The organism is uncultured Arenimonas sp. (assembly GCF_963976025.1).
Taxonomy (GTDB): Bacteria; Pseudomonadota; Gammaproteobacteria; order Xanthomonadales; family Xanthomonadaceae; genus Arenimonas.
Genome location: NZ_CAXBJS010000192.1, coordinates 1 through 4912, shown reverse-complemented (window position 1 = coordinate 4912; position 4912 = coordinate 1). Strand labels below are relative to the sequence as shown.

General features: G+C 70.1%; 6 protein-coding genes. All 6 read right to left on the bottom strand.

What is annotated here, in order from left to right; all coding sequences use genetic code 11:
* Positions 1-132 (bottom strand): sugar phosphate nucleotidyltransferase (locus AACZ35_RS12430; protein WP_339829783.1); only part of this gene is annotated, 132 nt, incomplete at its 3' end.
* A gap of 10 nt (positions 133-142) precedes the next feature.
* Positions 143-2026, bottom strand: coding sequence for a nucleoside-diphosphate sugar epimerase/dehydratase (locus AACZ35_RS12425; protein WP_339829779.1), 1884 nt, complete (start codon positions 2024-2026; stop codon positions 143-145).
* A complete protein-coding gene (locus tag AACZ35_RS12420; RefSeq protein WP_339829777.1) occupies positions 2023-3036 on the bottom strand; it encodes a lipopolysaccharide biosynthesis protein in 1014 nt (337 codons plus the stop codon). The genes AACZ35_RS12425 and AACZ35_RS12420 overlap by 4 nt, the downstream gene beginning before the upstream one ends.
* Complete coding sequence (lapB, locus tag AACZ35_RS12415) at positions 3036-4208, bottom strand: lipopolysaccharide assembly protein LapB (RefSeq protein ID WP_339829775.1); 1173 nt, start codon at positions 4206-4208, stop codon at positions 3036-3038. Before lapB ends, AACZ35_RS12420 begins: the two co-directional genes overlap by 1 nt.
* Positions 4201-4473: a lipopolysaccharide assembly protein LapA domain-containing protein gene (locus AACZ35_RS12410; RefSeq protein ID WP_339829773.1), complete on the bottom strand. Its 273-nt coding sequence runs from the start codon at positions 4471-4473 to the stop codon at positions 4201-4203. Before AACZ35_RS12410 ends, lapB begins: the two co-directional genes overlap by 8 nt.
* 56 nt (positions 4474-4529) lie before the next feature.
* Positions 4530-4856, bottom strand: coding sequence for an integration host factor subunit beta (locus tag AACZ35_RS12405; protein ID WP_339829781.1), 327 nt, complete (start codon positions 4854-4856; stop codon positions 4530-4532).
* Positions 4857-4912: the final 56 nt, after the last annotated feature.

Sequence of the window (4912 nt, the reverse complement as noted above, 5' to 3'; positions counted from 1 at the left end):
GTCCACCGCGTACTGGATCAGCGGCTTGTCGACCACCGGCAGCATTTCCTTGGGCACGGTCTTGGTGGCGGGGAGGAAGCGGGTGCCCAGGCCCGCGACGGGGAATACGGCCTTTCTGATTCGGGAAGTCATTCGGTTCTCGTCAGTCGGGTTTGAGGTCCGCCGGATACGGGTCGTCGCCCTGGCGGGCTTCCGGCCGGTATTCCGGCACGGCGTCGCGCAGCAGGTCGGTCAGCGCGTCGGTGGCGCCCGGATCGGCAAGCAGCGCGTCCAGGCTTGCCAGCAGCTGGCGAAGGTGGCCGGTGCCGATTTCGCGGGGCTTGGCCTGGAGGATGCGCGGGTGGCGGGTGCGCTGGTAGCGCTCCTGCGGGTGGAAAAGGATTTCGTGCAGCTTTTCGCCCGGACGCAGGCCAGTGTAACTCACTGCAATATCGATGCCCGGACGCTTGCCGCTGAGGCGGATCATCTGTTCGGCCAGTTCCCGGATGGCCACCGGGCGGCCCATGTCCAGCGCGTAAACCGCGCCGTTTTCGCTGGCCAGGCTGACCGAATGCAGGATCAGCTGGCAGGCTTCGGGAATGGTCATGAAATAACGCGTCACCTCCGGATGGGTGACCGTGACCGGCCCGCCGGCGGCGATCTGCTGGCGGAACAGCGGCACCACGCTGCCGGCCGAATCGAGCACGTTGCCAAAGCGCACCACCGACAGGCGCACCGCGCTGCCCTCGAGCTCGGCCTGGCAGGCCAGCTCGGCGAATCGTTTGCTGGCGCCCAGCACGTTCACCGGGCAGATGGCCTTGTCGGTGGAGATGAGCACGAAGTTGTCGACGCCGGCCTCGCGGCAGGCACGCGCCAGCACCGACGATGCAACGACGTTGTTGCGCAGCGCCTCGCGCGTCTGCGTTTCAAGCAGAGGCACCTGTTTGCAGGCAGCGGCGTGGAAGACGTAATCGACCTTGCCGGCCAGGGCGATCGTGCAGGCCACCGGGTCGCCGCAGTCGGCCAGCAGGGGCACCACCGGCACGTCCGGGAAGCGCCGGGCCAGTTCTTCGGTGATCTCGCACAGCGGTAGTTCGGCGCGCTCGAAGACGATCAGCTCGGCCGCGCCGGCGGCGGCGCACTGGCGAGCCAGCTCCGAGCCGATGGATCCACCGGCGCCGGTCACCAGCACGCGCTTGCCCGTTACCGATCCCATGCCCAGGGTCGGGTCGAATTCCACCGGCGGACGCCCCAGCAGGTCTTCGATGCGGACCTCTGACAGCTCCAGGCGCTGCGGGCGGCCGGCCAGGACATCGGTTAGGCGCGGCGCGGCGCGGAACGGCAGGCCGGTGTCGTCGCACAGTTCGACCACGCGCTGCATTTCGCTGGCGCTGGCCGAGGGCATGGCGATGACCAGCAGGTTGGGCGCGGTTTCCTGGGCGATGTACGGCAGGTCTCCGATCGGGCCCAGCACCGGCACGCCGCGCACCTTGGCGCCCTTGAGCGCCGGGTTGTCGTCGAGCAGGCCGACCGCCGAGTAGCGGCCGTCGCTGGCCAGTTCGCGCAGCAGGTTTTCCGCGGTGCGGCCGGCGCCGAGCACCAGCACGCGTTTGGCATCGGCGTTGGTGGTGCGCAGGCGGTAGTCCTTCCACAGCCGGTACAGCACGCGCGGCAGCCCCAGCATCACCACCAGGGCCACCGGGTAAGGGAACAGCACGCGCCGCGGCACGTCGGGCAACAAACCGATCAGGAACAGGATGGCCACGATCAGCAGCACGCCCAGCAGCGCCCCGCGCACCAGGTTGGCCAGGTCGGGCACGCTGGCGAAGCGCCACAGGCCCTGGTACAGGCCCACCAGCTGCAGGACGATGCCCTGGGTGATCACCGCCACCACCAGCTCGGTGGCCAGCGAAGGCGCCGGCGGCGCACCGGCCATGGCGGCCAGCCAGCGCAGGCCCAGCCAGACGGCGACGATCATCGCCAGGTCGTGCAGGACGATCAGCAGCCGGGGAACCAGGCTGGTGAGGCTTTGTATGGCGGATCTCATCCGGCGGGACTTCCGTGGGGGGAACGCCCGGTCGCTGCCGGCCGTGGCCAGGCGCGCCCAAGGAGCGAATACGCAATGATGCCAAATCCAAGGGCCATCCCGCTGCCCGCCAGGGACCAGGGCGCCGGCTGGCGCAGCAGCCACGAGGCCAGGGCGACCGCGACCAGGGTCCAGCCGGCGTAAAGCCCGCAGATTCCGGCGTGGCTCCAGCCGTGGGCCACGGCGCGCTGGTAGAGGTGTTCGCGATGCGCGCGCCACAGCACCTGCCGGCGGCGCGCACGCGAAAGCAGGGTCAGGCCGGCATCGATCACCATCGCCGACACCGGCAGCAGCAGCAGCCAGGGCGCGCCATCAATGGACGCCGAGGCCATCAGCACCAGCGCGGCGATGCCGTAACCCAGGGCATGGCTGCCCACGTCACCCAGGAACAGTCGCGCCCGCGGGAAGTTCAGCGGCAGGAAACCCAGGCAGGCCGCCGCCAGCGCCACCGCCAGCCAGGTCGCCGCCGCCAGCGCGGGCACCAGCGCCGCCAGGCCCAGGGCGGCGAGCAGGGCCTGGCTGGCCGCCATGCCGTTGCTGCCATCCATGAAGTTCCAGAAATTCACCAGCACCAGCACCAGTCCCCAGGCCAGCACATGGCCCATGGCCGCGCCCCAGAGCTCGGGCAGCAGCGGGAAGGCGACCGCCAGGCAGGCCGCGCCGGCCGCCTGCAGCAGGCCCTTGGCCAGCGGCGGCAGATGCCGCAGGTCGTCCACCAGGCCGGCGCCGGCGCACAACACCAGCCCGGCCGCGAACCAGCCCCTGCCCTGCCCCAGCCAGGGCGAAGCAGCCAGCAGCACCAGCGCGATGCCGACGCCACCACCGCGCGGGGTGGGCGTGGCGTGCAGGCGGCGTTCGTCGGGCGCATCCATCACGCCGCGCCGAAGCGCCAAGGTCCGCCAAGCCAGGGCCAGGCCGAAGCCGCCGGCCAGCGACAGCATCGCCAGCAGCCAGTACGAGGGCATCGGCATCACTCGCTGACCGCGCCGTGCACGGGTTTGATGCTGCCCCAGCTCTTGCAGCCCGGGCACTGCCAGTGATGGGCACGGGCACCAAAACCGCAGCGCTGGCAGCGATAGCCGGGCGTGCGAACCACCAGCTGCTCGGTGATCTGCTTGAGCGTCTTCAGGGCCACGGCCGGGTCGGAGTCGCCATCGCGCAGGCTCAGTTCGATGAAGGCCGCCTCGCCGCGCACCGAGGGCCGCTGGCGCAGCTGCCGGGACAGGAACTCCAGCGCGGCGCCCTTGCCTTCCTCGCGTTCGAACATGCGGGTAAGGGCCAGCACCGGTGAAACACCCGGATAGTGTTCGATCATCTCGAGCAGGAAGCCGCGGGCACGCGCCGATTCGCCGCGGCGTTCGTAGCAGGCCAGCAGGGGCTCGAGGATTTCGGGCAGGAACTCGATGTCGTGGCGGGCCACGCGCTCGAAGGCGCGGATGGCGGCTGCGTCGTTGCCCTCGGCCAGCTCCAGCCGCGCTTCGACCAGGCCGGCGCGCACCGAGTGGCTGTCGGCCGCATAGGCATCGGCCACGTGGCTGCGGGCGCTGGCGAGGTCGCCGCCCAGCCGGGCCATTTCGGCCAGCTCGCAGTGGAACTGCGCGATCAGCTTGCCCATGGGTTCGCCGCCGGCGTCCTCGAGCTTGCGCGCGTGTTCGATCGCCTTGGCCCAGTCGCGTTCGGCCTGGTAGACCGAAATCAGGTGGCGCAGCGCCTGCGGCGCCAGCACGCCCATGCGCACCAGGTCGGTGAACAGGGTTTCGGCGCGGTCGAGCAGGCCGGCGCGCATGTAGTCCTCGCCCAGGGCCAGCACGGCGCGGGTTTTCTGTTCGTCGCTCAGGCCAGGGCGCGCGACCAGGCTCTGGTGCAGGCGAATGGCGCGATCAACCTCGCCGCGACGGCGGAACAGGTGGCCCAGCGCGAACTGGGTCTCGACCGTGTCCTTGTCGACGGCGGCGATCTGCAGGAAAACCTCGATGGCCTTGTCCTGCTGTTCGTTGAGCAGGTAGTTCAGGCCACGGAAGTAGGTGTTCGAAAGGCGCGAGACACGCGCACCGCCCCGGCGTTCGCCACCGCGGCGACCCGCCAGCCAGCCACCACCCGCCGCCACCGGCAGCAGCAGGAACAGCCAGGCGAGTTCAGTCATGGTCTTCCGGACCAGGGGCCACGGCGGGTGCCGCGGGTTTGTCGCGGCGCATGCGGTGGCGCAGCGGCCAGATGACCGATGCGGTGAGCACGAAGCCGGCCAGGATCGCGCCGGCCAGTACGGCCAGCAGCAGGCTGGTGCCCAGGGACAGGGTCTGGACCTGCCAGATGCCCAGGTCGATGCTGACCGGTTCGCGGTTGAGCGCGCCAAACAGCACGCCGAAAACGACGAACAGCAGTGCCAGCAGGGCCTTGATCAGTCGCATGCGCGTTATTCCCGGTACCCGTCGGCGGCAAGCTTAGCCGATTGGGGCCGGTGGGCTCAGCCTTCGGCGTGCGGTGCAGTAGCGACGGGTGCGTCCGGCGCGTTGCGCGCGTTGACCCGGTCGCGGAGTTCCTTGCCCGGCTTGAAGTGCGGGACGTACTTTCCGGGCAGGGCCACGGACTCGCCGGTCTTGGGGTTACGACCCAGGCGCGGCGGGCGGAAGTGCAGCGAGAAGCTGCCAAAACCGCGGATCTCGATGCGTTCCCCCTGGGTCAGGGCGCTGCTCATCATTTCGAGCAGGGTCTTGACGGCCAGGTCCACGTCGTCGGCCTTGAGATGCGCCTGGCGCCGCGACAGCACCTCGATCAATTCGGACTTGGTCATCTCCGGGCGATCCCTCGGTCTTCTTGGGGTGGCGGCGTGGCCCGGGGAAACCCGGG

Bases quoted from the DNA above. Each gene is read 5' to 3' on its own strand.
- lapB (WP_339829775.1), bottom strand. From the start codon at position 4,208: ATGACTGAACTCGCCTGGCTGTTCCTGCTGCTGCCGGTGGCGGCGGGT.
- AACZ35_RS12420 (WP_339829777.1), bottom strand. From the start codon at position 3,036: ATGCCGATGCCCTCGTACTGGCTGCTGGCGATGCTGTCGCTGGCCGGC.
- AACZ35_RS12405 (WP_339829781.1), bottom strand. From the start codon at position 4,856: ATGACCAAGTCCGAATTGATCGAGGTGCTGTCGCGGCGCCAGGCGCAT.
- AACZ35_RS12425 (WP_339829779.1), bottom strand. From the start codon at position 2,026: ATGAGATCCGCCATACAAAGCCTCACCAGCCTGGTTCCCCGGCTGCTG.
- AACZ35_RS12410 (WP_339829773.1), bottom strand. From the start codon at position 4,473: ATGCGACTGATCAAGGCCCTGCTGGCACTGCTGTTCGTCGTTTTCGGC.